Genomic DNA, 24,296 nt, shown 5'->3' with positions numbered 1-24,296 from the left:
CCCAGCGCGAGGGGTGTGGGTTCGCGCCCGCGACGCGGACGCGTGCAGGAGGCCCGGTGACGATCACCGGGCGCGGACTCAGCCGTCCAGCTGTTCGATGGTGGCGATCGAGGGCGACTCGCTGCGCTGCAGCTCCGCAGCGACGCTCTCCGCATCGCGCAGCACCCTGACGGCGTTGTGCCAGGTCAGCTTGCCCAGGTCGGCTTCCGACCAGCCGCGGCGCAGCAGCTCGCCGATGAGGTTCGGGTAGCCGGAGACGTCGTCGAGGTCCTCCGGCAGGAAGATCGTGCCGTCGTAGTCGCCGCCGACGCCGATGTGGTCGATCCCGGCGACCTCGCGCATGTGGTCGAGGTGGTCGGCCACCGTCTTCGAGGTGGCCACCGGCTGCGGGTTGGCCGCCTCGAACTCGCGCAGCACCGCCTTGGCCTCGTCCGTGCCGGACAGGTCGCTGAGCCCGCGCGCGACGAGCTCGCGCTGCGCGGCCGCGGTCCACTCCACCGACTCCTGCAGCACGAACTTGGTCACGAATGTCGCCATCGCCACGCCACCGTTGCCGGGCAACTGGGCGAGGACGTCGTCCGGGATGTTGCGCGGGTGCGTGCAGACCGCGCGCGAGGAGGAGTGGGAGAACACCACCGGCGCCCGGCTGGCGCGCAGCGCGTCCCGCATGGTGTCGGCGGCGACGTGCGAGAGGTCGACGAGCATGCCCATCCGGTTCATCTCGCGCACGACCTCGACGCCGAAGCGGGTCAGGCCGTGAGCCGCGGGCTCGTCGGTGGCCGCGTCCGCCCACGGGGTGTTGTCGTTGTGGGTCAGCGTCAGGTACCGGACGCCCAGCTCGTAGAAGGCCCGCAGGGTGGCCAGCGAGCAGTTGATCGAGTGCCCGCCCTCGGCGCCCATCAGCGAAGCGATCTTGCCCTCCGCCCTCGCCGCCTCGACCTCGTCGGCGGTCCGGACCAAGCGCAACCGCTCCGGGTAGCGGGCCGCGAGGGCGTTGACGCAGTCGATCTGCTCGAGGGTGGCGCTCACGGCCGCGTCACCCTGCAGCTCGGTGGGCACGTAGACCGACCAGAACTGGCCGCCGACGCCGCCCGCGTCGAGGCGGGCGAGGTCGGTGTGCAGCCGGCCGGTCTGATCGGTTCCGATGTCGCGCTGATCGAGGTCGTAGCGGACCTGCTCCCGCAACGCCCAGGGCAGGTCGTTGTGGCCGTCGAGCACCGGCGTCGCCGCCAGCAGCTGCCGAGCCTGGGCCACCACGTCCGCCTCGCTCATCGCGCCTCCCCAATTCACCCGGTCGGTTGCTTCGGCAGAGCATATCCGCTCGAGATCACCCGACCAGGGGCGTGTGGCACGCCGTAGATCGAATCGACGAATCGGGCGTTCGGCCGCACCATCGGCATATGGAGCGAATTCCCAGGCAGCAGGACACCAGCAACCTCCCCACGGTGCTGGCCGAGTACGGGCACCTCGCAGCACAGCTCCCGGGTGCCTCGACGCAGCAGGCCGAGCGGTTGCGCGCGCGGTTGAGCGAGCTGGACGAGCAGATCGACGACTACGTGGCGCGCCTGACCGAATATCACTCCATTGTGGATAGTTGACCGGCTCAGCGGTCCGGGTTCGCGCGCCTGGCGCCCGAGACCGCCCGCAACGCTCCGTCCTGCCCTGGCTCCAACGCTCCGGTGATCAACCCGACGACCTGGCTCATGTCGTGCGACCGCGGCGAGACGACGGCTGCGCGCTTGCCGAGCCGGTGCACGTGGATGCGGTCGGCGATGTCGAACACGTGCGGCATGTTGTGGCTGATCAGCACGACCGGCAGTCCCCTCGCGCGGATCCGGTCGATGAGTTCGAGGACCTTGCCCGCCTCGGCCACGCCCAGCGCGGCGGTGGGCTCGTCCATGATGACGGCCTTGTTGCCGAACGCCGCCGCTCGCGCCACCGCGACGCCCTGGCGTTGACCGCCGGAGAGCGTCTCCACCGGCTGCGCGATCGACTTGACCTGGATGCCGAGTTCGTCGAGCACGCGTTGTGCCTCGACCCGCATCGAGGACCGGTCGACCGCGCGCAGCACGCTCCCGAGCACTCCTGCCCGACGGCGCTCGCGGCCGAGGAACATGTTGGCGGCGATGTCCTGCGCCGGCGCGAGCGCGAGGTCCTGGTGGACGGTTTCGATGCCGCAGCGGCGCGCGTCCAGCGGGCTCCGGAAGCGCACCGGTTCTCCGTCCACGCGGATCTCGCCCGCATCGGGGATCAGCGCTCCGGACAGCGCCTTGATCAGGCTGGTCTTGCCCGCGCCGTTGTCACCGACCACGGCCAGCACCTCTCCGGGGAAGACCTCGAAGTCCGCGCCGTCGATGGCGGTGACCCGCCCGTAGCGCTTGACCAGTCCCGAGGCCGACAGCGTGGGCGCGGTCATCGTTGCCTCCTGGCCACCCGGTCGAGCACGACCGCGGCGATCACCAGCGCGCCGGTCGCCACGTCCTGGTAGAGCGCGTCGACGCCGAGCTGGGTGAGCCCGGAGCGCAGCACCGCCACGATCAGCGCGCCCATCAGCGTTCCCAGCACCGAGCCCCGGCCGCCGAACAGGCTCGTACCGCCGAGCACCACGGCGGTGATGGAGTCGAGGTTGCCCAGCTGGTAGGCGTTCGGATCGGCGTTGGGCACCCGCCCGAGCGCCTGCCAGGCGGCGATCCCGAAGATCACGCCGGCCACGAGGTACACCGACAGCAGCGTGCGGTTGACCTTGATGCCCGACAGCCGGGCCGCCTCCGGTGCGTTGCCGACCGCGTAGACGTGCCTGCCCCACGCCGTCCGGGTCAGCGCGTACCAGACCACCAGGTACAGCAGCAGGGCGAGCGTCATGCCGTAGGTGATCTCGATGCCCCCGAACAGGTAGCGGCGGGTCCCGAGGAAGGTCAGCAGGCCGTCGCCGGTGGGCACGGCTTCGCCGTCGGCGAGCAGCTTCGCGATGGCCGTGAGCATGGTCAGCACGCCCAGGGTCACGATGAACGGCGGCAGCCTGACCTGGGTGACCAGGGCGCCGATCATGAGCCCGATCAGCGCGGTGGTGGCGATGCCCGCGAGCAGCGCGAGGATCCCGGGGGTCCCGGCGAGCACCAGCAGCGCCATCACCAGGGTCGCCACCACCGCGGCCGAGGCGTTGGCGAGGTCGATGCCGCCGGTGAGGATGATCAGCGTCTGCCCGAGCGCGAGCGTGCCGATGACCAGCGATTGCTGGACCACCAGCGAGAGGTTGTCGGCGTCGAGGAACGTGTCGGTGGACAGCGAGAACACCGCGATCGCCAGCAGCAGCGCCAGCGCGGGCCCGACCGCCGGTGCGCGCAGCAGGAATTCGCGCGCGCTGACGCGCTCCTCGGCCGCAGCCGTCACCTGTCGCCCCAGCAGTGCTGCTCGCCCCACGAGACGGGCCGGCTGGGGATGCCGGGCATCGGGTGGTCGGTGATCACCACCGAGCCCGTGTCCTGGAAGCCGCCGGGTTTGGTGCCGGTGCGGGCGTGCTCGACCGCGGCGTCCACACCGAGCTGCGCCATCTTGGCCGGGAACTGCATGACCGTCGCGCGGATCTGCCCGGACTTGACGGCCGCGACGCCTTCGCAGCCACCGTCGATGGAGCCCATCACGACCTGGTCCGCGAGACCGCGCGGTTGCAGCGCCGCGTGCACGCCCTGCGCGGTGGGTTCGTTCATCGTGTAGACGGTGTTGATGTCGCTGCTGCGTGCCAGGAGGTTCTCGGCTCCCTGCTGGGCGAGGTTCTGGTCGCCGTTGGCGTTGGTGACCCCGCGGATCTCCGGGGCACCGTCGGCCAGGCCCATGCCGGCCAGGAATCCCGCGTGCCGCAGGGTGCTCACGGAAACCCCTGCCGTGCCGTCGACCATCAGGACCTTCGGCGCCTGCCCGCCGAGCGCGGCCTTGGCGTAGGCGCCCTGCAGGCGGCCGGCCTCGAAGTTGTCGGTGGCGAAGGTGGCTTCGGCGGCCTCGGCCGGTTCGGTGGGCGTGTCTAGCGCGATCACCAGGACGCCCGCCTGCTCGGCGCGGGCGAGCGCGTCGGTGACGCCGCTGGAGGAGTTGGGCGTGATCAGGATGGTGCTCACGCCCTGCTGGATGAAGTTCTCGATGGCCCGCACCTGGCCGTCGTTGTCGCCGTCGAACTGTCCGGCCAGGCTGAGGATTTCGACGTTCTTGGCGGACGCGGCGGCTTCGGCCTCGGTCCGCAGTCTCACGAAGTAGGGGTTCGTGTCGGTCTTGGTGATCAACCCGATCTTGGCGCCACCGCCGTCCTGCGCGGCTCCCCCGCCCCACTCGCGCTCCGTCGAACATCCGGAGGCGACCAGCGCCAAGCCCGCCAGCACTACGCCCAAAGCCCTTGCGAACATGGTTCCTCCACACTGAGGCCGTTCGAAGACGCCCAGAGATCATGCCCAGCCGAACGCGTCGGCAACTCCCCCGTTCGGCTGCCCTCACCGCCTTCTCGCCGCGCTCCGGCTCTCCGAGCATCAATTTCACTCCACACTGAACTCATCAAGCTGTTTGAACGTACGCAGCGGTGCGTAGTCGCGGTGTCGGCGCGAGGAGGACGCCGAAACTCCGCGCCGTCGGGAAGACTGGTGGGCATGGGTTCGTTGCGTCCTCGGGTCGGCGATGTGGGGCTGGCGCTTCTGGTGACCGCGATCGGGATCGTCGGGACGGTCGCCGTCCACCGCTGGGCCGGGCACGGCGAGCACGCGCTGGACGGCCTCGGGATCGCCTTCGTCGTGGTCGCCGGGGGCGCGCTGGTGTGGCGGCGCAGGGCGCCGCTGGTGAGCCTCGGCGTCGTCGCCGTGGCGGTGTCCGGGTACCTGGTGGCCGGGTACCGGTACGGACCGATACTGGTGATGCTGCTGGTCGCCGTGTACACCGCGGCCCGGCACCGGCCGCCCAGGGCGGCGGGCATCGCCGCCGGGGCCGCGCTGCTCCTGCTGTGGACGCACGCGCTGGTCACCGGCGCCTGGACGGGCCTGGTCCCCTCCTCGGCGTGGGTGCTGGTGCCGTTCGCCGCCGGGCTCGTGGCCCGGACGCAGGCGGAGGGCGTGGCGCGGCAGCGGTCCGAGGCGCTGCGGCGCAGCGTCGACGACGAACGGCTCCGCATCGCCCAGGAGGTCCACGACGTGGTGGGCCACGGTCTCGCGGCGATCAAGATGCAGGCCGACGTGGCGCTGCACGTGCTGTCGAAGAAGCCGGAGCAGGCCGAGATCGCGCTGGACGCCATCAGCCGCACCAGCAGCGACGCTCTCGACGAGCTCCGCTCCACGCTCGCGATGGTCCGCACCGGCACCGGCAGAGGGCCCGAACCCGGCCTGGGCCGGGCGCACGACCTCGTCAACCGGACCCGCGACGCCGGGGTCGACGTCTCGCTGCGCGTGCGGGGCGAACGACCCGAGCTGCCGAAGTCCGTCGACCTCACCGGGTACCGGATACTGCAGGAGTCCCTGACCAACGTGCTCCGCCACAGCCACGAGCAGCGCGCGGAGGTCACCATCGACTACTCCCCGCAGGAGGTCGGCATCGAGGTCACCAACCCCTCCCCCGCGGACGCCGGCGGAGACGGTCTCGGCATCCCCGGGATGCGGCGCCGCGTCGAGGCGCTCGGGGGCGAGTTCAGCGCCGGGGCCTCCGGCGGCCGATTCCGGGTGCGCGCCCGGCTGCCGATCGGAGAGCAGCGGTGACCACCGTGCTGATCGTCGACGACCAGGACCTCGTGCGCATCGGCCTGCGCACGCTCATCGAATCCGAGGACGACCTGGACTGCGCGGGTGAGGCCGCCGACGGCCTGGACGCCGTGCGCGCCACCCGCGAGCACCACCCCGACGTGGCGCTGATGGACATCCGGATGTCCGGTGTGGACGGTCTGGAGGCGACCCGCCGCATCACCGCGGACCCGGATCTGGCCAGTACCAAGGTGATCGTGCTGACCACCTTCGAGATCGACGAGTACGTCTTCAGCGCGCTGCGCGCCGGGGCCAGCGGCTTCCTGCTCAAGGACACCAGCCCGGTCGACCTGCTGCGCGCGATCCGCCTGGTCGCCGACGGCGAAGCGCTGCTGGCCCCGTCGGCGACGCGGAAGCTGGTGCGCGAGTTCGTGCAGCTGGCACCGCGCTCCCGCGAACCGCACCCGCAGCTGCACGCGCTCACCGACCGGGAACGCGAGGTCCTGGCCCTGGTGGCGGAAGGCTTGAGCAACGAGGAGATCGCCGAACGGCTGGTGGTCAGCCCGGCCACGGCCCGAACCCACGTCAGCCGCGCGATGGTCAAGCTCGGCGCGCGCGACCGGGCCCAGCTGGTGGTGTTCGCCTACCAGTCCGGAGTCGTCGACTGACTCACTTGCCGATCGGCGTGTACTCCGACCACGGGGTGTTCTCGAGCTTCTTGTTCTCGTCCCAGAGCTCCACCGTGAACCGCATGAGGCCGTCCGGCTTGAGCTGGAGCTTGCACTCGACGTAGCCGCCCTCGCTGCTGCCGTCCCGGCACTCGGAGGTGTGGTGGTAGTCGGTCTGCGAACGGATCTTCAGCCAGAACCCGTCCTTGTTGGTGTCCTTCACCGCGACGGAGTCCTCGTCGGCGTTGAAGCACCCGGTGCCCCGGTCCTTGCCCTGGTAGCTCACGGTCTTGCACGTGCGCGCCGCGTACGGCGGCCGTGAGGTGGTGGGCGCGGCCGATGACGTGGTCGGCTTGGCCGAGGTGGTCGGTGGAGCGGACGTGACCGAGCTCGTGGGAGTCGACGACGCGCTCGTCGCCGGACTGCTCGCCGAGTTCGAGGCGGGGATCGGGATCGGCGTCGCCTGTCCGCCGGTCGGGCCGGGCAGCAGAGTCACCACGGCGGCGACCACGCCGGCCACCGCTGCGATCGCTCCGCCTGCGGCCAACGCCCACGGCCACCGCGGCGACCTGGGCGTCTCGGGTTGGGGCCCGGGACCCATCGGTGCCGTGCCGCGCAGCGCCCGGCGGGCCGCTGCCGCGAGCTCCCCGGCGGAGGCGTAGCGGTCGGCCGCGTTCTTGGCCATGCCGGTGGCCACCACGCGATCGAACTCCGGCGGAACACCGGCCATCGCTGCCGACGGCTTCGGGGGTTCGCGGTTGAGGTGCGCGTAGATCAACGCCTCGGTGCTGGTCACGCCGTAGGGCTTGGCGCCGGTGAGGCCCTGGTAGAGCACGCAGGCCAGCGAGTACACGTCGACGCGGTGGTCGGACGGCGCATCGCCGAACCGCTCGGGCGCCATGTAGGCGAGCGTGCCCATGGTGACGCTGCCCGAGGTCCTGCTGGTCGCGTCCTGGATGGACGCGGCGATGCCGAAGTCCACGAGGTAGGCGAAGCCGCCGGCGCCGAGCAGCACGTTGGACGGCTTGACGTCCCGGTGCACCACGCGGGCCGCGTGCGCGGCGTCGAGCGCCTGCGCGATCTGCTCGATCACGTGCACGACGTCGTGCGGGTGCATCGGGCCGTGGGCGTTGAGCCGCGCTCCGAGGTCCTCGCCCTCGACCAGCCGCATGTCCAGGTAGAGCCGGCCGTCGATCTCGCCATAACCGTGGATGGGGATGACGTGAGGTTCGCTGAGGCGGCCCGCGGCGTGCGCCTCGCGCTTGAAGCGCTCGCGGAACTCCTGATCGGCGGCCAGGTGCGGGGCGAGCAGCTTGAGCGCGACGACGCGGTCGTGGCGGGTGTCGTAGGCGCGCAGGATCTCGCCCATCCCTCCGCGGGCGATCACGCCCTCCACCCGGTACGGGCCGAACTGCGACTGCACGGTTGCTCCTCGTCCGACGTTGGCGGCCATCCTATTGGGTTACGCAGAGCGCACGGCACCGCCCACCGGCGATCTCGGCGGAACGCGGCTGCTCGCGGTGAAGTTTCCACTACGAACCGACACCACCTGCTGCGCCGCGCGACGCGGTCCTGCTACCAAGGACGACGCAAGATCATGTTCTTCCACCGGCTCGGGGAAAGGACCGGTCCAGGAGATGTCGACGACCGACGACGGCGCGGACGCACGCAAGATCAAGCGCGGGGAGGACACCGGCGGGTGTCCGGTGAGCCGCGATTCCGACGGCGTGTGGCGGGTTCGCGGTCACGCCGCCGCGCGGGCGGCCCTGCGCAGCAACGACACGGTCCAAGCCGGGCTGGGCGTGGAGACCGTCGAGAAGATGCCCGCCAAGATCCGCCGACCGGTCCTCTACCGCGACGGCCCTGAGCACCGCGAGCACCGGCGTCAGACCGCGCGGTACTTCACGCCCCGCAAGGTCGACGAGTCCTACCGCGCGATCATGGAGCGCGTCAGCGACGAGCAGCTCGCCAAGCTCACCGGCAACGGCACCGCCGTCCTCTCGGAGCTCAGCTTCGAGCTGGCGATCGGGGTGGCGTGCGCGGTCATCGGCCTGACCGAGAGCCGGCCCGGACTGGCGGGACGCCTGGAGCGCTTCTTCCCGGAGGAGTTCGGCGAACCCGGTTTCACCAGCCTGCACGGCTGGTACTGGATCTACCGGCAGGCGGTCAACTGGGGCGGCATCTACTTCGCCGACGTGCTGCCGGCGGTGCGAGCCAGGCGCAAGAATCCGCAGGACGACCTCATCTCGCACCTGCTCGCCGACGGCTGCTCCTCGGCGGAGATCCTCGGCGAGTGCATCACGGTCGCGGCGGCGGGCATGGTCACCACCCGCGAGTTCGTGAACCTCGCCGCGTGGCACCTGTTCACCGACGACGCCCTGCGCGAGCGCTACCTCGCCGCCGAGGAGGCCGAGCGGCACGCGATCCTGCAGGAGTTCCTGCGGCTGGAACCCGTGGTCTCCCACCTGATGCGGCGGACCACCGCACCGGTGGAACTGCCCGGCGAGGACGGCAGCACCCACACGGTGCCCGCGGGTGAGGTCATCGACATCGACGTGACCGCCACCAACACCGACGCGGGCGCGTTCGGCGCCGATCCGACGCAGGTCTGCCCGAACCGCGAGCTCACCGGAGCGACTGCCCCGGGCCTGTCGTTCAGCGACGGCGCCCACCGCTGCCCGGGCAACAACATCGCGATCTACGAGACCGACGTGTTCCTGACGCGGTTGTTCGCGATTCCGGACGTCCGCCTGCAGAACCCGCCCCGGATCTCGTTCAACGACGCCATCGGCGGCTACGAGCTGCGGGGCATGGTCGTGGCCATCGGGAAGTGACCGCGGGTGGGGGTCTCGGCCGGGACCCCCACCCGTCTCATCTCAAGCGCCTTGCCAGCTGAAGGTGGTGACGGCTCCGGCGGGCAGGGTGTGCTCGAAGGTCTGGCCGCCGGAGCGGACCTGGAAGGTCTGCTCGGAATCCGACGCGTTGAGCGCCAGCAGCGCGATCGAGCCGTCGGTGTTGCGGAACGCGACGGATTCGAGGCCACCCGGGTTGCTGGTGGACTCGATCCGCTGGGCACCGCCGGAGACGAACTTCGCGACGTGCCCGAGGACGTAGTACTCCTCGTTGTGGGTGACCTGCCCGCTGCCTGGGTCGACGGTGACCACGCCCCGGCAGTCGGTGCAGCCGCCGTTGGTCGGGCCGTGGCCGGGGTCCAGCGCCAGGTTCCACAAGGCCACGCCCTTGGCCCAGTTGCGCGTGCCGCCGATGACGAGGTTCTGCGTCTGCCACTTGAGGTTCTGCGCGAAGTCCGGTGACCAGTCGCCACCGGAGCACTCGGTCAGCCAGATCCCCGAGTCCGGGTGCGCCTGCTGGAACTCGCTCTGACCGGACACGTCGCCTTCGTAGCAGTGGAACGCGGCGCCCTGCACGTGCTGCCCGGCTTCCGGGTCGTCCACGACGGTTGCCGGGTACTCCGGGTGGGACCAGTTGTGGTCCCATGCCAGCAATCCGGTCGTCAGCCCGGCTTCGGCGAACTTCGGGCCGACCTCGTCGCCGATGACCGCGGCCTGCTGCTCGGGACTCATGTGCATCGACGGGTATCCGGCCGAGCCATCCCCGGATTCGGGGTGGTAGGGCTCGTTCTGGATGCTCAGGTAGTCCAGCGGCACGCCTGCGTCGGCGTAGGCCTGGGCGGATTTCACCAGGTAGTCGGCGAAAACGCCGTGGTTCTCCTGCTTCAGCTCACCGCCGTCGACGTTCTCGTTGGTCTTCATCCACGCCGGAGCGCTCCACGGCGTGCCCATCACCTTCAGGCCCGGGTTGAGCTGCTTGGCCTGGCGCAGCAGCGGCAGGATGTAGGCCTCGTCGTGCGCCGCGCTGAAGTCGCCGAGATCGCAGCAGGTGTCGTCGAAGGTGTAGTCGCCGGACTCGGCGGTGGCGAAGTCGCTGGCCCCCAGGGGCTGGCGCACCATGCTCAACCGGATCCCGTCGGGGCCGAAGAGGTCGTTCATGAGCGCAACGCGCGCGCCCTGGTCGAGCCCGTTGGCGATCAGCGAAGCCGACGAGTCGGTGAGCGCGGCGCCGAACCCGTCGATGGTCTGGTACGTCGTGCCGGGGTCGACGTCGATAATGGCCTCGGTGCTGCCGCCGGAGCCGAACTCCTCGTCCTCCTGGCGTTCGAGCAGCTTGCTCTTGTCCCCGGTGGTCTCCCAGACCTGCACGACCGGTGCGGCTCCCCCGGGCGCGACACCGGCGGCGGCTCCCAGCAGCAGGGTGCCGGTGAGCAGTGCGGCGCGCCTGCGCCAGGGTCGGGTTCGGTTCACGGTGGTTTTCCTCTCGGCCGCGGGACGGGGGTGGTCTCCGGGATTGTTCGCGGAAATCCACGTGGGCGCACATGGGAATTCCCGTTCAGTACCTCGTTTCGCCGAATGCGGGACGGCCTTTCGGCCTATCCTGTCCAACTTTCGCCAACAGATCCGAACCCGCTGTCCCGGTGCTATGTTCGGCAATCGCGACAAACCCGAACAAAACCGCGACGTCCTAGGACTGTATCGGTTCGGTGCTCGATCCACAGCGAAGCGGCGGAGAATTCCCCGAATCCGAATCGCGGTCCGGCGAATGCTTTTCACGGCTGTGCTTTCGGCGAATCCCGGAGGAGATGCGTTCATGACTCTCAACAGACGGAGGCGCGTTGCGGCGCTCGGCGTCGCCCTGGCGTGCGCGGCGGTGATCACGCCGACCACCGCGGCTGCCGCCGACCCGACCTACCGCGACGCCACCGCCCCGGTTCCCGACCGGGTCGAGGACCTGCTGTCTCGGATGTCGTTGCAGGACAAGGTCGGTCAGATGACGCAGGCCGAGCGGGTGGCCGCCGACCCGCAGACGGCGGCCTCGGCGTCGCTCGGTTCGGTGCTCAGCGGGGGCGGTTCGGCTCCGGAGCCCAACACCGCCGAGGCGTGGGCGGACATGTACGACGACTACCAGCGCGCGGCCACCGCCACCCCGCTGGGAATTCCGCTCATCTACGGCGTGGACGCGGTGCACGGGCACAACAACGTGCACGGCGCGACGATCTTCCCGCACAACATCGGCCTGGGTGCGGCCGACGACCCGAAGCTGACCGAGGACATCGGACGGGCGACCGCCGAGGAGATCTCGGGCACCGGCATCGACTGGGACTTCGCGCCGTGCCTGTGCGTCGCCCGCAACGACCGCTGGGGACGCACCTACGAGTCCTTCGGCGAGACGCCGGAACGACCGACGGCCCACGCCACCGCCATCAACGGATTGCAGGGCGAATCCCTAGACGCGCCCGGATCGGTGCTGGCCACGGCCAAGCACTACATCGGCGACGGCGGGACGACCGCCGGTGACGACCAGGGCAACACCGAGATCGACGAGCAGGAGCTACGCCGGATTCACCTGCCTCCGTTCCAGGAGGCGATCAACCGGGACGTGGGCTCGGTGATGCTCTCCTACAGCAGCTGGAACGGGCAGAAGCTGCACGCCCACTCGTACCTGGTCAACGACGTGCTCAAGGGCGAGCTCGGGTTCAAGGGCTTCGTGATCTCCGACTACGACGCGATCGACCAGATCGACGGTCAGCTGGGCTTCACGGCCGAGGAGGTCGCGACCGCCATCAACTCCGGGCTGGACATGATCATGGTGCCCAACGACTGGCAGAAGTTCACGGAGCTGCTGCGCGGCGAGGTCGAGAACGGCCACGTACCGATGTCGCGCATCGACGACGCCAACCGCCGCATCCTCACCAAGAAGTTCGAGCTCGGCCTGTTCGAGAACCCCTACACCGATCGCCAGTTCACCGGCACGGTCGGCAGCCCGGAGCACCGCGCGCTGGCACGCGACGCGGTCCGGAAATCCCAGGTGCTGCTGAAGAACGACGGCGGTCTGCTACCGCTGGCCAAGGACGGCGGGAAGCTGTTCGTGGCGGGCAAGAACGCCGACGACATCGGCAACCAGTCCGGCGGCTGGACGATCAGCTGGCAGGGCGAGAGCGGCCCGATCACGCCCGGCACCACGATCCTGCAGGGCATCCAGGAGGCGGCTCGGGGTTCGCAGGTCACCTACGACCGCCACGGCAACGGGATCGACGGCAGCTACGGAGCCGCGATCGCGGTAGTCGGCGAAACCCCCTACGCGGAGGGCAAGGGCGACCGCCCGTCCGGCATGGGGCTGGACCAGGAGGACCAGGAGACGCTGCAGAAGCTGGAGGACAGCGGCGTCCCGGTCATCGTGGTGACCGTGTCCGGCCGCCCGATGGACATTAGCCAGGACCTGCCGAACTGGGACGCCCTGCTCGCATCCTGGCTGCCGGGCACCGAGGGAGCCGGTGTCGCCGACGTGCTCTTCGGCGACCACAACCCCTCCGGGACCCTCCCGATGACCTGGATGAACTCCGCCGACCAGCAGCCGATCAACGACGGCGACGGTCAGACTCCCCTGTTCCCCTACGGTTTCGGCCTGCGGTACTGACCCGCAGCGGAGCTCCCCTGGTCACCACCCGGCGACCAGGGGAGCTCCTCTCCATCAGCTGCGCGACCGCTGCACCGAAGCCGCGTAGTCGTCGAGCACCACCGCGAGCTCGCGCAACCCGCCGCTCAGCTCACGGCAGTCCTCGCAGCTCAACCGGCCTCCCACGACGTCGAACGCGGCTTCGTCGGCCCTCCACTGCACCTGGCGCAGCAGCACGGCCAGCGCGACCTCCCGCCGGGTCATCGGGCGCGCTCGCAGTCCGAGCAGCGCGGCCGGCTCGTCGTCGGATGCCCCGGCCGAGCCCACATCACGCCCTGCCCGCACGCACCCGTGCGCTCACCCTCCGCCGCGAGATGCGTCTCCAGATCCCGCAACGACGTCGACGGCAACCACCGCCGCACGACCGCCCCCAGCACTGTTCCAGTCATGCCGGACAAGATCGCGGAACGCGAGGCTGGTCCGGTATGACGCCATGTACGACTGCTCGATCGGTCTACCGCACACCGATGCGAGCGGCCATGCTGCGCAACCGGGGAGTGCGGGACGCGCGGCTGTGCAACAGGTCCCGAGTGACGGACTTCAGCAGTGATTGGTGCCTAGCCCACGAGGGAGCCCACTGCTCCGCGGTGAGCACCAGGTTCGCGGCCTCGTTGTGCTGGCCCAATCTGGCGTGAGCCTTCGCCCGGTCCGTCAAGTGCCGAGCTCTGGAGGCCATCGGCAGCGCTGAGCCCGTGCTGGGCATCTTCCGCGCAGCCACGAGCGCGTCTGCGAACTCTTCGGACTGAAGGGCCACGTCCACCGTCTGCATCACCACCTGGGACGGGCCGAACGCCGTTCGGTAATCCTGCCTGTCCTCGCCCAGCCGATCGGCGATCTCCGCGCTTTCGGCCACCATGTCGCGCGCCCGGTCGGGCTTCCGTCCCCTCGACGCCGCAGTTGCCGCTGCGAGCACGAGCGAGCCGTAGGTCGACAGGGCAGGCGAACTCGCACGCCCACGCGGCTCAACGTCTCCGGCCGCTCGCAAAGCCAGCGATTCGGCTTCCGCATGCCGCCCGGACACCATCAATTGCCACGCCAGAGTGCCGTGCAAGGTTGCCACCAGCAGCGGGTCTCCCGCTCTCTCCGCAGACTCCACCGCCTGTCGGATCGCCAAGAAGGCGGAATCGGGCTGTCGCAGTTGAACCAGGACGTAGCCGGCCAGCCAATAGCCATGAACGGCAGCAGCCGGGCTGCTGTCGAGGGCACGCAAGGACTCCAGAACAGGCGGGAGAAGAGAAACGAGCTGTTCGTACTCGCCGTCCCAATACGCACCCCACAGATGCGCGAGCGTTCGCTCAGCTTCTCGCGCATCCAGCGGCTCGGGCTCGGAGCCGCCGAGCAGATCGCCGACCCCGGCCACCGCGAATCGAAGCGCCGTCACTCCTTCGTTCGTCTCGCTCTTCGGGAAAGAGCCACGACCGAGCAGGTCGGGCAGGGAAACGTCCAACGCACGAGCCAACCGGTGCAAGCTGGCCACACTCGCGGAATTGCGACTGCCCTGCTCCAACTTGCGGACGAGGTCGACGGAGACCTCGGCTCGCTCGGCGAGTTGCCGCTGGGTGAAGAGCCGACCGCGCAACTCTCGAATGCACTGGCCGATCGTTCTGTCCTGCACGAGGGATCACCTCTTCGCGAAAGGCGGGATCCCCGAGCCTAGCCAGTACTCGATCAGCTCACGCCGGGCGAACGGGTGGCTTCAGCGTACGAGCGTGGTGAAGAGTTGCAGCCATGCGGCCCGCAGCATCAGGCGGGTTGCACCGTCCCGGTCGTCGGCGATTCGCTGCCGGCGGATGTTGGGCACCAGGAAATCCTCTTCGACTCCGTCGGACCGGCGCGTGAACGCCCCGACCCGGACTTTCGACGCCTGGCAAGACTCCGTTGTCCCGCCAGGCCACACCCGGCCGAAGCGCGCGTGCGACCGATACCTTGGCGGTTACCTCGCGTTTACGCAAGGGACTTCTGCGGCCGAACACCGTCGGTTGATCGAAAACGAGCGTCTGACCTGCGATGATCGAAGGCGGTTTAGCCGATCGAGTGGAGCAGCGCAGGATGCTGCGATCGGCGGCTTGCGCATCGAGGCGACCAGGAGGGCATCAATGCACTACCGGCATCTGGGCAGCAGCGGCATGGTGATCAGCGAGCTGGTCTACGGCAACTGGATCACGCACGGCTCCCAGGTCGAGGAGAACGCCGCTGTGGCCTGCGTGCGGGCCGCGCTGAACAACGGCATCACCAGCTTCGACACCGCGGACGTGTACGCGGCGGGCCGCGCCGAGGAAGTGCTGGGACGAGCCCTGCGCTCCGAGCGCCGCGAGGGGCTGGAGATCTTCACGAAGGTCTACCACCCGACCGGTGAGGGCCAGAACGACCGCGGTTTGTCGCGCAAGCACATCATGGAGTCGATCAACGCCTCGCTGCGCAGGCTGCAGACCGACTACGTCGATCTCTACCAGGCCCACCGCTACGACCCGGACACCCCGCTGGAGGAGACGATAGAGGCCTTCGCCGACGTCGTCCGCAGCGGGAAAGCGCACTACATCGGCGTTTCCGAGTGGACGGGCGAGCAGATCCGCGCCGGTCACGCGCTGGCGCGCGAGCTGCGGATCCCACTGGTGTCCAACCAACCGCAGTACTCGGCGCTCTGGCGGGTCATCGAGGGCGAGGTGGTCCCCGCGTCCCGCGAGCTGGGGATCGGGCAGATCGTGTTCTCCCCCATCGCCCAGGGCGTGCTCACCGGCAAGTACCTGTCGGGCGCTGAGCCGCCAGCGGGGTCCCGCGCCACCGACGAGCGCGGGTCGACGTTCGTGGCCCGCTACCTGCGCGACGAGGTGCTGGAACGCGTCCAGCACCTCTCCCCGCTCGCCGACGAGGCGGGGCTGAGCCTCGCCCAGCTGGCGGTGGCGTGGGTGCTGCAGAACGACAACGTCTCCGGCGCGATCATCGGGGCTTCCCGGCCCGAGCAGGTCTCGGAGAACGCGGTCGCCGCAGGCGTGACGCTCGACGCCGAGCTGGTCGCGAAGATGAACGAGGTCCTCGCCCCGGTCGCCATCACCGACCCGGGCAAGACGGCGGAGAACGCCCCGAAGTCCCGCCGCTGAGACGTCCCGCCGCCCTTCCGGGCAGGTCGCCGAGCCCGTAACCTGCGAGGCGTTGGCCACGACCGGGAGGGCGGCGATGGGACCGGAACGCCTGGTGGACGCGGTGCTGTTCGACACCTTCGGCACCGTCGTCGACTGGCGGACCGGCGTCTCCCGAGCGGTCGAGGAGTTCGCGGGCGAGACGATCGACGCCGACGCGTTCGCGCTCGCGTGGCGCTCCCGCTACCAACCGTCGATGAAACCGATCCGCGACGGCGACCGGGATTTCGTCGACCTCGACGTCCTCCACCGGGAGAACCTCGACGCCACGGCCGCGGAGTTCGGCCTGCCCCTGGGCGGCGACCCCACCGCGGTGGAGCACCTCAACCGCGCCTGGCACCGGCTCCCCGCCTGGCCGGACAGCGTTCCGGGCCTGACCGAGATCAAGCGGGACTTCATCATCGGCCCGCTGTCCAACGGCCACACCGCCCTGCTGACCAGGATGGCCAAGCACGCGGGTCTCCCGTGGGACGTCATCATCGGATCCGACCTCACCCGCACCTACAAACCGGATCCCGACGCCTACCTGCGCACCACGGAGATCCTCCGCCTCCCACCCGAGCGCGTGATGCTGTGCGCGGCGCACAACCTCGACCTCGCCGCGGCCCGCGACGCCGGGCTGCGAACCGCCTTCACCCCCCGGCCGACCGAGTACGGGCCTTCGCAACGCGACGACCTCCACGCCACGAACACGTGGGACGTCATCGCGCGGGACATCACCGACCTCGCCGCACAACTGCGCGACCACGTGCTCTGAAATCCGCTGCTCCGCCGCCCGTTTCGCACGGCGGAGCGGATCACCCGATCCAGCGACCTGACTTCGCTCGCTTTTCCGGCGCCCCATCGCCACAATGGGAACATGCGTTCGATTCGGAACATCGCCAGTCCCACTGCCCAGACCAGCCCTCGTCGACGGAGAGGAGGAACCATCCGACCACCACATCGCACTGCGCCAGCGGATTTCGTCTCCGCGCCGACGAAATCCTCCACCCGCTCTCACGTCGCGCTCGATGCGGCACTGCTGTTTGACAACTACACAGTGGGAACTTCGCGCCTCCCCTTCGCCGCAGCTCAGGAGCGGAACGACTCCCGGGCGACGGTCCAGGCCCGAGCCTGGTCGCTGATCGTCACGCCGAGCCCGGGGCGAGGCGAGATGTGCATCCGGCCGTCGGCGATCGCGAGGTGCTCGTCGAACAGCGGGTCCAGCCACTCGAAGTGCTCCACCCAAGACTCGAACCCGTAGGCCGCGGCAAGGTGCACGTGGATCTCCATGGCGAAGTGCGGCGCGAGCTGGAGGTTGCGGTCCTCCGCAAGCGCCATCACCTTCAGGAACTGCGTGATGCCGCCGACGCGCGGAGCGTCCGGCTGCACGATGTCGGCACCGCCCGCGCGGATGAGCTCGCGGTGCTCGGCGACGCTCGTGAGCATCTCCCCCGTCGCGATCGACGTGTCGAACGCCGAGGCCAGCACCGCGTGGCCCTCGAAGTCGTAGGCGTCGAGCGGCTCTTCGATCCAGACCAGGTTCAGCGGTTCCAGCGCGCGGCACATGCGGCGCGCGGTCGGGCGGTCCCACTGCTGGTTGGCGTCGACCATCAGGGCCACCCCGTCACCGATCTTCTCGCGCACAGCCTCCACCCTGCTCAGATCGGTCGCGTTGTCGGGATGCCCGACCTTGATCTTGATCCCGCCGATGCCCTGCGCCACCGACTCCGCCGCGCGCTCGACCACCTCGTCGATCGGCGCGTGCAGGAAACCGCCCGAGGTGTTGTAGCAGCGCACCGAATCACGGTGGGAACCGAGCAGTTTCGCCAGCGGCAGTCCCGCCCGCTTGGCCTTGAGGTCCCAGAGCGCGACGTCGAACGCCGCGATGGCCTGCACCGACAGACCGCTGCGGCCGACCGAAGCGCCGGCCCAGACCAGCTTGTCCCAGATCTTGGCGATGTCGCTGGGGTCCTCGCCCAGCAGCACCGGGGCGATCTCGCGAGCGTGGGCGAACTGGCCCGGGCCACCGGCGCGCTTCGAGTAGCTGAAACCGACGCCCTCGACACCGCATTCGGTGGTGATCTCCGCGAAGAGCATCGCCACCTCGGCCATCGGCTTCTGCCGACCGGTGAGCACCTTGGCATCGCTGATCGCGGTCGGCAGCGGGAGCGTCACCGAGGAGAGTCTGACCTCGCTGATGCGGTCCAGCGTGGCCGAAGGGGTCGCCGTCATGGATCTGGTCTCCGTCCAGGGGTGTTCTGCGAGGTCATCGATCCCGGTTTCCGCTGCGCACCGGCGGTCGTCACCCGCAGCACCCGGCGGGCACGGTGCTCTGGACACTAGGGCGCCCGCCGATGCCGGTCCAACACCGAACCGACATCGACCAATACCGCTGGCGCATCGACGTTCTCGCCAACACCCCGCCCCACCTGGGACCCGGACGCGATGCGCTCAAGGTATCGATCGATGCGAAATCAGGCTTGGACACGCATGGAAGGACCTCCCTAGGCTTTCCGCACAATCGTCACCGTGACCGCACTCACATCGCGCCGGCCGCGGACGACTCAGCGGATCGAAGGAGAAGGCGTTGACGATGCAGTCAGTTCGCCGAGGAACGGTGGCCGCGCTCGCAGCGGGACTGTCCCTGTCACTCGCCGCCTGCGGTGGAAACCTCTCCACCAGCGGCGGAGGTCGGTTCCCGAGCGGTCCCATCACGATGGCGGTCGGGCAAGCACCCGGCGGCAGCACGGACCTCATCGGGCGCGCCCTGGCAGATGCCGCTTCCGATGACCTCGGCGTCGCGGTCCCGGTGGTCAACACCCCCGGTGCCAACGGCGCTCTGGCCGCCAAGGAGCTGACGGGGCGCGCACCCGACGGCCAGAACATCATGGTCATCAACGCGTCGCTGACCTCGATCACCCCGCTCGCCGTCGCGCCCGAAGAAGCCGTCGACATCCGGAACTTCGACGTCGTCACCGGCATCTCCCAGGACGACTACGTGCTGGTCGCCAACCCCGACTCCGGGCTCAACTCGGTGCAGAGCCTCATCGACGCCCACCGGGACCTCAAGTTCGGCACCACCGGGGTCGGCACCGGAAGTCAACTGGCCCAGGAACTCCTGTTCAAGCACGCCGGAATCCCCGGTACAGCCGTGCCCTTCGACGGCGGCTCTCCCGCGATGACGGCCGTCCTGGGAAACCAGGTCGACGTCGCCGCCGTCCAGCTGGGCGAGGCGATCAGCCAGATCAAGGCCGGCGAGCTCGTGCCGCTGCTGACCTTCGCCGACCAGCGCAGCCAGTACCTGCCCGACACCCCGACCGCGGTCGAGAAGGGCTACGACGTCGAGGTGTCGCAATTCCGCGCGATCGTCGCCCCGAAGGGGACGCCGGCGGAGGTCGTCGACCGGTTGCGCACCGCGTTCCGCAACGCCTTCGCCACCGAGCCGTACCGCAAGTTCAACGAGGAGAACCTGTTGACGCCGCACGAGGTCGACGGCGCGACACTCGTCCACGAGTGGACCGCGTCCCTGGACAGCTACCGGACCATGGTGCAGCACTACGGCATCGACCTCGGCGGGCAGGAATGAGCACGCCCCCACCCGAAGTCGACGACGACCGCTTCCACGCGGAGCCGCAGTCGGCCGCACCGGAAGCCGAGGTCCCGCACCAGGCGGGTCCGGTGTCGAACCTCGTGGTGGCGCTCGTCGTGGTGGCCATCGGCGTCGGCGGACTCATCGGCTCCGCATCGCTCGGGCTGGGCACGGCGGCCGCCCCCGCAGCGGGCACCTGGCCTTTCCTGATCAGCGTCGCGATCACCGGCCTCGGCGTCGTTCTCGCCGTTCTGGCCCGGAGCACGGCCGACGCGGAGCAGGTCACCTCCTCGGCCTGGAGGGTCGGAGCCGGTGTCGCGACGATGATCGGGTTCGTCGCGGTGATCAGCGTGATCGGGTTCGAGATCCCCTCAGCGCTACTGGCTTTCGTGTGGCTGCACTTCCTGGGCGGCGAATCGTGGCGGCTGTCGGCCATCGGCAGCATCGGCATCGTCGTCGCCTTCTACATCATCTTCGTCGGCGCGCTGAACGTACCGATCCCCCACCTGTTCTAGAGCTCTCGCGATGCCGCGAACCCGCATCGCTCGCAGGCTCTTCCGCACGACCCGCTAGGAGCGGCGATGGACTTCCTCAGCCCGGCGATCGAGGGGTTCGGCGTCGTTCTCGAACCCACCAACCTGCTGTACTGCCTCATCGGCGTTGTGATCGGCATGCTGGTGGGCGTGCTGCCCGGCCTCGGGCCGGCGGCGACGATCGCGATCCTGCTGCCCCTGACGTTCGACGTCGAGCCGGTGACCGCGATCATCATGCTCGCGGGCATCTTCTACGGCGCGCAGTACGGCGGCACCATCACCTCGGTGCTGCTGCGGCTGCCCGGTGAAGCGTCCTCGGTGGTGACGGTCTTCGACGGGCACGCCCTCGCCCGGCAGGGCAAGGCGGGAACCGCGCTCGGCATCGCCGCGATCGGCTCGTTCGCCGGTGGCACCGCCTCGATCGTGGCGCTGTCCTTCCTCGCTCCGCTCATCGCGGGTTTCGCGCTGGACTTCGGTCCGCCCGAGTACACGGCGCTGGCGCTGCTCGGCATCCTCCTGGTCGCCACGGTGAGCAACGGCGGCCGGGTGAAGGCGATCGTCGCCGCCTGCGTCGGACTCCTCCTGGCCACCGTGGGACGCGACGCGTTCACCGGAGCCGAGCGCTTCACCTTCGACGCGCTCGCCCTCTCCGACGGACTCGACTTCGTCCCCATCGCCATGGGCCTGTTCGGGCTCGGCGAGATCCTCTACAACCTCGAACAGCGGCGCAAGGCCGCGATGGCCGCCGGAGGCGTCGCCAACGCGTGGCCCTCGCGCAGCGACCTCCGGCAGTCCTCGGGCGCCATCGGCCGCGGTTCGGTGCTGGGATTCGTGCTGGGAGTGCTGCCGGGTGGCGGCGCCACGCTCTCCTCGCTCGCCGCCTACGCGTGGGAGAAGCGCCGAGCGAAGACTACCGAACGCTTCGGCAAGGGCGCAGTGGAGGGCGTGGCGGCACCCGAGACCGCGAACAACGCCGCGGCGACATCCTCGTTCATCCCGTTGCTGACGCTGGGAATCCCGGCCAACGCGACGATGGCGATGATCTTCGGTGCTCTGCTCATCCAGGGCGTGACGCCCGGTCCTCAACTCGTGGACGAGGAACCGGAGTTGTTCTGGGGCGTGGTGAACTCGATGTACATCGGGAACATCCTGCTGCTGATCATGAGCATCCCGCTGGTGGGCCTGTTCGTGAAGATCCTCCGGGTGCGGGAGTCGATCTCGGCCCCGATCACCGTGCTGATCACGCTCATCGGCGTGTACACCGTCCGCAACAGCGTTTTCGACATGGCGCTGGTGATCGCCTTCGGCGCCATCGGCTACTTGATGAAGAAGTTCGGCTTCGAGCCGGGACCGCTGGTGCTGGCCTTCGTGCTCGGTTCGCTGCTGGAGACCTCGTTGCGCAGGGCGCTGCTGCTCTTCGAAGGAGACCCGGCCGGGTTCTTCACCCGGCCGATCTCGGGCACCCTGCTGGTTCTGCTGTTCGTCGTGATCCTGCTTCCGCTGGCGCACAAGCTCGTCCGCGCCCGACGCGCATCCCCGGAGGACGTTCCCGAGAAGACCGAGGTCTGAGCGGCTCGCGTCAGAGCAGGTCCAGCAAGGCGCGGAGGGCCGGGTTGTCGTTGGCGTGCCGCCACACCAGGTGCAGCTCGACCGGTTCCGGTTCGGGAAGGTGTACCTCGTGGAAGACCACGCCCTCGAAGTGCAGACGCGCGGCCGTGGCGGGCACCAGGGCCGCGCCGAGTCCCACCTGCACGAGCGCCAGGGCGGTGTGGATCTGGCTGACGTGCTGCACGTAACTCGGCTGCACGTCGGCGTTTCCGAACGTGGTGACCAGCAGCTCGTGGAAGTACCGGGCCTCCGTAGGCGAGTACATCACCATGTCGGTGCCGTGGAACCGGTTCAGCTCCAGCGGTGTTGAGCCACCTGCCAGCGGATGTCCCTCCGGCAGCGCCGCGAGCAGCGGTTCCGCTCGAAGCCGGCGCGAGGCCAGCTCGGGACGCGCGGCGGGCGGCCTCGCGAGCCCGAGGTCCAGCGAGCCGCCGGACAGCCGCTCGATCTGGTCGCGGGTGACGAGTTCGTGCAGCACCACGTCCACGTGCGGCAGGTGCTCGCGAACGGTCGCCAGCACGCCGCCGAGCTCCCCGTAAGCCGAGGTCGCGGTGAAGCCGACCCGGATCATGCCGGCCTGGCCCGCGGTGACCCGCCGCACCGACAGCGCCGCGTTCTCGGCCTCGCTGAGCAGGCGCCGGGCGTCGTCGAGGAAGGCACGCCCGGCCGGGGTCAACCGCACCGTGCGGCTCGTCCGGTCGAACAGCTGGACCTTCAGCTCCTTCTCGAGCTGCTGGATCTGCCGCGTCAGCGGCGGCTGGGTCATCCGGAGGCGCTGGGCTGCGCGGCCGAAGTGCTGCTCCTCGGCAACGGCGACGAAGCCGGTCAGATGGTTCAGGGTGAACATCGATGCTGCCTCAGTATCGGTGGACGCCGCGATCAGCTCGGTCGCGCATGGGCGGCTCACCCTATCGAGGATCCGCGCTCCCGGGGAGAGCATCGATTCCCGCCTTCTCGGCACCTACCGCGGCGGCCTCGGCCCCGGCGGTCCCGGCGGCGGCCCCTGCTGGCCCGACCCCTGCTGGCCCGGCCCCTGCTGCCCCGGCCCCTGCTGCCCCGGCCATGGCGGAGGAGGTGGCGGCGGCCCCGGCGCCTGCGGACCCGGTGGCGGCGGCCCCGGACGCTGCGCCCCGGGAGCCGGAGGCGGCGCCTGCGGCGGCGGTCCAGGAGGCTGCTGGCCCGGACGCTGCTGACCTGGTCCCTGCTGGCCCGGCCATGGCGGACGAGGTGGCGGCGGCCCCGGCGCTTGGTGTCCCGGCGCTTGAGGCCCCGGTCCCGGCGGTGCCTGCGGCGGCACGCGCAGCTTGTGCGTCGGCATGTCGTTGAGCTGCTGCGGCAGGACGAAGAAGCCGGACCGCTCGTGTTGCGCCCACGGTGCGGGCTGGGGCTTCGGCGTGCGGCGGAAGAACGCGTCCCGGGCGACCCGCATGAGGGCCACGATCTGATCCCGTCGGACGAAGAACGTCTGCGGTTCGATCGTGCGCCGCTCGGCACGGGCGTGCAGCAGCGCGAGCTCGGTGGCGGCGAGCTGGTAGTCGCCCATCGCCTGCGCGCCGACGTTGCCCGCCTGGGAACGCGCCCAGTGACGGGCCTGGCGGCGACCCGCCATCGCACCGAGCATGCGGATGTCGTTGGGAGCCACCAGCCCGCTGGGGATGTAGGCGGGCAGGTAGCGGCCGATGGAGCGGACCAGGCGCCGTCGGTCCCGGATCAGGATGATCACCAGCACGAGCAGGACCCCGGCCTCCACGAGGTAGGCCAGCACCAGCCCGCCGATGCCGAACAGCGTCGAGCCGCCGTTCCAGAGCGCGTGCAGGAACACCGCGGCGCACCAGCCGAAGAACACCGCGAAGACCCGTCCCGCACCGCGGTGGGTGGCGGCGTAGGCGACGCCCAGTCCCGTCATCGCGGTGTACATCGGGTGCCCCAGCGGGGCCACCACACCGCGGATCAGGACCGTCCCCCAGATCTCGCCGGACACCGAGGCCAGGCCCTGCATGTAGTAGAGGACGTTCTCGACCAGCGCGAAGCCCAGTCCGCACATGCCCGCGTAGACGATGCCGTCGGTGGGGCCGTCGATCTCGTTGGGCCTGACCAGCAGCAGGAACAGCAGCAGGGCGCCCTTGAAGCTCTCCTCCACGAAGGGCGCGATCACCGACACGGTCAGCACCGACGCCGGTTCCGGGCCCATCACGGCGGCCAGCACCGACTCGCCGAGGGTGTTGACGATCAGCGCCCCCAGCAGCGCGACCCCGGCGCCCCACCCGAAGGCGAGCAGCAGGTTCAGCCGCGGTTCCGGTTCCAGCCGGTCCACCAGCAGGAGCAGCGCCACCAGCACGATCGCGGTCGGCAGCGCCAGGAGCATGCCGATGACGACGTTGCCCGGCGCGTCCGGGGACAGCAGGAAGTAGGACGCCAGCGCCAGCAGCATGCAGACGCCCGAGACCACCAGCCCGATGATCAGCGACACCGGTGCTCGGTTGGAGTTGCGTCCTTCCAGGACCGACTGCGGGCTGAGTGCGGGCATGCCCGGCAGCGTAGGA

21 protein-coding genes are annotated in these 24,296 nt (G+C 69.9%); 10 read left to right on the top strand and 11 right to left on the bottom strand.

What is annotated here, in order from left to right; genetic code table 11:
* Positions 1-78 precede the first annotated feature (78 nt).
* Positions 79-1,272 (bottom strand): dipeptidase, encoded by a 1,194-nt coding sequence (locus ACYVF3_RS24355; protein ID WP_461156575.1) that lies wholly within the window; start codon positions 1,270-1,272, stop codon positions 79-81.
* Between the two features lie 128 nt (positions 1,273-1,400).
* On the opposite strand from ACYVF3_RS24355, the gene ACYVF3_RS24350 reads away from it, so the two are divergent.
* Positions 1,401-1,598, top strand: coding sequence for a hypothetical protein (locus ACYVF3_RS24350; RefSeq protein WP_145739611.1), 198 nt, complete (start codon positions 1,401-1,403; stop codon positions 1,596-1,598).
* A 5-nt stretch (positions 1,599-1,603) separates the two neighbouring features.
* Here the strand turns inward: ACYVF3_RS24350 and ACYVF3_RS24345 are convergent, their stop codons facing one another.
* The 3 genes from ACYVF3_RS24345 to ACYVF3_RS24335 are packed head-to-tail and all read right to left on the bottom strand — an operon-like array spanning position 1,604 to position 4,394.
* Positions 1,604-2,416 (bottom strand): ATP-binding cassette domain-containing protein, encoded by an 813-nt coding sequence (locus ACYVF3_RS24345; protein WP_461156574.1) that lies wholly within the window; start codon positions 2,414-2,416, stop codon positions 1,604-1,606.
* Positions 2,413-3,390: an ABC transporter permease gene (locus ACYVF3_RS24340; RefSeq protein WP_461156573.1), complete on the bottom strand. Its 978-nt coding sequence runs from the start codon at positions 3,388-3,390 to the stop codon at positions 2,413-2,415. The genes ACYVF3_RS24345 and ACYVF3_RS24340 overlap by 4 nt, the downstream gene beginning before the upstream one ends.
* Positions 3,387-4,394, bottom strand: a complete 1,008-nt coding sequence (locus ACYVF3_RS24335; RefSeq protein ID WP_461156572.1) for a substrate-binding domain-containing protein — start codon at positions 4,392-4,394, stop codon at positions 3,387-3,389. The genes ACYVF3_RS24340 and ACYVF3_RS24335 overlap by 4 nt, the downstream gene beginning before the upstream one ends.
* Before the next feature lie 237 nt (positions 4,395-4,631).
* On the opposite strand from ACYVF3_RS24335, the gene ACYVF3_RS24330 reads away from it, so the two are divergent.
* Positions 4,632-5,723, top strand: coding sequence for a sensor histidine kinase (locus tag ACYVF3_RS24330; protein ID WP_461156571.1), 1,092 nt, complete (start codon positions 4,632-4,634; stop codon positions 5,721-5,723).
* The gene (locus ACYVF3_RS24325; RefSeq protein ID WP_461156570.1) at positions 5,720-6,373 is read left to right on the top strand and encodes a response regulator; all 654 of its coding nucleotides are present in this window, start codon (positions 5,720-5,722) and stop codon (positions 6,371-6,373) included. The genes ACYVF3_RS24330 and ACYVF3_RS24325 overlap by 4 nt, the downstream gene beginning before the upstream one ends.
* Before the next feature lies 1 nt (position 6,374).
* Here the strand turns inward: ACYVF3_RS24325 and ACYVF3_RS24320 are convergent, their stop codons facing one another.
* The gene (locus tag ACYVF3_RS24320) at positions 6,375-7,796 is read right to left on the bottom strand and encodes a serine/threonine-protein kinase (RefSeq protein WP_461156569.1); all 1,422 of its coding nucleotides are present in this window, start codon (positions 7,794-7,796) and stop codon (positions 6,375-6,377) included.
* A 214-nt stretch (positions 7,797-8,010) separates the two neighbouring features.
* On the opposite strand from ACYVF3_RS24320, the gene ACYVF3_RS24315 reads away from it, so the two are divergent.
* Complete coding sequence (locus tag ACYVF3_RS24315) at positions 8,011-9,207, top strand: cytochrome P450 (protein ID WP_461156568.1); 1,197 nt, start codon at positions 8,011-8,013, stop codon at positions 9,205-9,207.
* Positions 9,208-9,249: 42 nt separating this feature from the next.
* On the opposite strand, the gene ACYVF3_RS24310 is transcribed toward ACYVF3_RS24315, so the two are convergent.
* Positions 9,250-10,695, bottom strand: coding sequence for a glycoside hydrolase family 30 protein (locus tag ACYVF3_RS24310; RefSeq protein WP_461156567.1), 1,446 nt, complete (start codon positions 10,693-10,695; stop codon positions 9,250-9,252).
* Positions 10,696-11,038: 343 nt separating this feature from the next.
* Between ACYVF3_RS24310 and ACYVF3_RS24305 the strand changes: the two genes are divergently transcribed.
* Positions 11,039-12,865 carry a glycoside hydrolase family 3 protein gene (locus ACYVF3_RS24305; RefSeq protein ID WP_461156566.1) on the top strand — a complete coding sequence of 609 codons (1,827 nt, stop codon included), beginning with the start codon at positions 11,039-11,041 and terminating at the stop codon, positions 12,863-12,865.
* Positions 12,866-12,919: 54 nt separating this feature from the next.
* Here the strand turns inward: ACYVF3_RS24305 and ACYVF3_RS24300 are convergent, their stop codons facing one another.
* Both ACYVF3_RS24300 and ACYVF3_RS24295 read right to left on the bottom strand, forming a co-directional pair.
* Complete coding sequence (locus ACYVF3_RS24300; RefSeq protein ID WP_461156565.1) at positions 12,920-13,189, bottom strand: hypothetical protein; 270 nt, start codon at positions 13,187-13,189, stop codon at positions 12,920-12,922.
* A 169-nt stretch (positions 13,190-13,358) separates the two neighbouring features.
* Positions 13,359-14,519: a helix-turn-helix domain-containing protein gene (locus tag ACYVF3_RS24295; protein ID WP_461156564.1), complete on the bottom strand. Its 1,161-nt coding sequence runs from the start codon at positions 14,517-14,519 to the stop codon at positions 13,359-13,361.
* 481 nt (positions 14,520-15,000) lie between these two features.
* Between ACYVF3_RS24295 and ACYVF3_RS24290 the strand changes: the two genes are divergently transcribed.
* Positions 15,001-16,002, top strand: a complete 1,002-nt coding sequence (locus tag ACYVF3_RS24290; RefSeq protein ID WP_461156563.1) for an aldo/keto reductase family protein — start codon at positions 15,001-15,003, stop codon at positions 16,000-16,002.
* Positions 16,003-16,054: 52 nt separating this feature from the next.
* Entirely contained in the window at positions 16,055-16,798 is a 744-nt protein-coding gene (locus tag ACYVF3_RS24285; protein WP_461156562.1) for a haloacid dehalogenase type II, read from the top strand.
* A gap of 314 nt (positions 16,799-17,112) precedes the next feature.
* On the opposite strand, the gene ACYVF3_RS24280 is transcribed toward ACYVF3_RS24285, so the two are convergent.
* Positions 17,113-18,255: an L-talarate/galactarate dehydratase gene (locus ACYVF3_RS24280; protein WP_461156561.1), complete on the bottom strand. Its 1,143-nt coding sequence runs from the start codon at positions 18,253-18,255 to the stop codon at positions 17,113-17,115.
* 361 nt (positions 18,256-18,616) lie between these two features.
* On the opposite strand from ACYVF3_RS24280, the gene ACYVF3_RS24275 reads away from it, so the two are divergent.
* The 3 genes from ACYVF3_RS24275 (at position 18,617) to ACYVF3_RS24265 (ending at position 21,714) form a co-directional block, all read left to right on the top strand.
* Complete coding sequence (locus ACYVF3_RS24275; protein ID WP_461156630.1) at positions 18,617-19,609, top strand: Bug family tripartite tricarboxylate transporter substrate binding protein; 993 nt, start codon at positions 18,617-18,619, stop codon at positions 19,607-19,609.
* Positions 19,606-20,127: a tripartite tricarboxylate transporter TctB family protein gene (locus ACYVF3_RS24270; protein WP_461156560.1), complete on the top strand. Its 522-nt coding sequence runs from the start codon at positions 19,606-19,608 to the stop codon at positions 20,125-20,127. Before ACYVF3_RS24275 ends, ACYVF3_RS24270 begins: the two co-directional genes overlap by 4 nt.
* Positions 20,128-20,193: 66 nt before the next feature.
* On the top strand, positions 20,194-21,714 hold the full coding sequence (locus ACYVF3_RS24265; protein WP_461156559.1) for a tripartite tricarboxylate transporter permease: 1,521 nt from the start codon (positions 20,194-20,196) through the stop codon (positions 21,712-21,714).
* Positions 21,715-21,724: 10 nt separating this feature from the next.
* On the opposite strand, the gene ACYVF3_RS24260 is transcribed toward ACYVF3_RS24265, so the two are convergent.
* Positions 21,725-22,600: a LysR substrate-binding domain-containing protein gene (locus ACYVF3_RS24260; protein ID WP_461156558.1), complete on the bottom strand. Its 876-nt coding sequence runs from the start codon at positions 22,598-22,600 to the stop codon at positions 21,725-21,727.
* A 114-nt stretch (positions 22,601-22,714) separates the two neighbouring features.
* Entirely contained in the window at positions 22,715-24,280 is a 1,566-nt protein-coding gene (locus ACYVF3_RS24255; protein ID WP_461156557.1) for a PrsW family intramembrane metalloprotease, read from the bottom strand.
* Between the last annotated feature and the right edge of the window lie 16 nt (positions 24,281-24,296).

This window comes from Saccharopolyspora tripterygii (genome assembly GCF_054778355.1).
The sequence above is the reverse complement of the archived record's forward strand: the minus strand, read 5'-3'. Positions and strand labels throughout refer to the sequence as shown.

What these genes read in the sequence shown, in the direction of transcription:
- ACYVF3_RS24290 (WP_461156563.1), top strand. Translation starts at nt 15,001, where the DNA reads ATGCACTACCGGCATCTGGGCAGCAGCGGCATGGTGATCAGCGAGCTG.
- ACYVF3_RS24270 (WP_461156560.1), top strand. Translation starts at nt 19,606, where the DNA reads ATGAGCACGCCCCCACCCGAAGTCGACGACGACCGCTTCCACGCGGAG.
- ACYVF3_RS24255 (WP_461156557.1), bottom strand. Translation starts at nt 24,280, where the DNA reads ATGCCCGCACTCAGCCCGCAGTCGGTCCTGGAAGGACGCAACTCCAAC.
- ACYVF3_RS24350 (WP_145739611.1), top strand. Translation starts at nt 1,401, where the DNA reads ATGGAGCGAATTCCCAGGCAGCAGGACACCAGCAACCTCCCCACGGTG.
- ACYVF3_RS24345 (WP_461156574.1), bottom strand. Translation starts at nt 2,416, where the DNA reads ATGACCGCGCCCACGCTGTCGGCCTCGGGACTGGTCAAGCGCTACGGG.
- ACYVF3_RS24315 (WP_461156568.1), top strand. Translation starts at nt 8,011, where the DNA reads ATGTCGACGACCGACGACGGCGCGGACGCACGCAAGATCAAGCGCGGG.
- ACYVF3_RS24275 (WP_461156630.1), top strand. Translation starts at nt 18,617, where the DNA reads ATGCAGTCAGTTCGCCGAGGAACGGTGGCCGCGCTCGCAGCGGGACTG.
- ACYVF3_RS24355 (WP_461156575.1), bottom strand. Translation starts at nt 1,272, where the DNA reads ATGAGCGAGGCGGACGTGGTGGCCCAGGCTCGGCAGCTGCTGGCGGCG.
- ACYVF3_RS24335 (WP_461156572.1), bottom strand. Translation starts at nt 4,394, where the DNA reads ATGTTCGCAAGGGCTTTGGGCGTAGTGCTGGCGGGCTTGGCGCTGGTC.
- ACYVF3_RS24265 (WP_461156559.1), top strand. Translation starts at nt 20,194, where the DNA reads ATGGACTTCCTCAGCCCGGCGATCGAGGGGTTCGGCGTCGTTCTCGAA.
- ACYVF3_RS24260 (WP_461156558.1), bottom strand. Translation starts at nt 22,600, where the DNA reads ATGTTCACCCTGAACCATCTGACCGGCTTCGTCGCCGTTGCCGAGGAG.
- ACYVF3_RS24305 (WP_461156566.1), top strand. Translation starts at nt 11,039, where the DNA reads ATGACTCTCAACAGACGGAGGCGCGTTGCGGCGCTCGGCGTCGCCCTG.
- ACYVF3_RS24280 (WP_461156561.1), bottom strand. Translation starts at nt 18,255, where the DNA reads ATGACGGCGACCCCTTCGGCCACGCTGGACCGCATCAGCGAGGTCAGA.
- ACYVF3_RS24330 (WP_461156571.1), top strand. Translation starts at nt 4,632, where the DNA reads ATGGGTTCGTTGCGTCCTCGGGTCGGCGATGTGGGGCTGGCGCTTCTG.